At 72.2% G+C, this 946-nt stretch carries 1 protein-coding gene; it reads left to right on the top strand.

Translation table 11 applies throughout. The annotated features are described in order from the left end of the window. The first annotated feature begins 54 nt into the window (after positions 1 to 54). The gene (locus BZY54_RS48840; protein ID WP_086731603.1) at positions 55 to 885 is read left to right on the top strand and encodes an aldo/keto reductase; all 831 of its coding nucleotides are present in this window, start codon (positions 55 to 57) and stop codon (positions 883 to 885) included. Positions 886 to 946: the final 61 nt, after the last annotated feature.

A 946-nucleotide genomic window follows, 5' to 3' on the forward strand; every position in this document is an offset into this window, starting at 1 on the left:
CCGGGCGGGCTGCCCATACTGGCCGTACGGCACACTCAACGGGAAGGTTCCGACGTGATCAGCATCCCGGCGCACACCCTGAACGACGGCACGCGGATCCCCGCGGTCGGTCTGGGCACCTGGCCGATGAACGACGCCGAGGCCGAACGGGCCGTGCACGACGCCCTGGGGCTGGGCTACCGGCTGGTCGACACGGCGGCCAACTACCGCAACGAGACCGGTGTGGGCCGCGCGATCGCCCGCAGCGACGTGCCCCGCGAGGAGATCGTGGTGACGACGAAGCTGCCCGGCCGGCACCACGGCTACGAGGAGACCCTCGCCTCCTTCGAGGAGTCGCGGCGGCGCCTCGGGCTGGAGTACGTGGACCTGTACCTGATCCACTGGCCGCTCCCCCGCGTCGGGAAGTACGTGGACTCCTGGAAGGCCATGATCCGGCTGCGTGAGGACGGTTCGGTGCGCTCGATCGGCGTCTCCAACTTCACCCGCGGGCACATCGAGCGGCTGGAGAAGGAGACCGGGGTCCTGCCCTCCGTGAACCAGATCGAGCTGCACCCCCTCCTCCCGCAGGAGGAACTGCGCGCCTTCCATGCGGACAAGGGCATCCTCACCGAGAGCTGGAGCCCGCTGGGCCGGGGTTCCGGGCTGCTGGACGATCCGGCGGTCGTCGCGGTGGCCGAGGCGCTCGGTGTGACGCCCGGCCAGGCGGTGCTGCGCTGGCACACCCAGCTCGGCGCGGTCCCGATCCCCAAGTCGGCGGACCCGGCGCGGCAGCGGGAGAACCTCGACCTGTTCGGCTTCGAGCTCGACCCGGCCCAGCTGGACGCGCTCGCCCACGGGACCCCGCAACGGCTCGGCGGGGACCCGGAGACGCACGAGGAGTTCTGAGCGGCCCGGCCCGGCGTCGCTCCGGCGGTGCCGGGTACTCGGGTGGACGGTGACGTGCGCG

This window comes from Streptomyces carpinensis (assembly GCF_002154505.1).
Taxonomy (GTDB): domain Bacteria; phylum Actinomycetota; class Actinomycetes; order Streptomycetales; family Streptomycetaceae; genus Streptomyces; species Streptomyces carpinensis.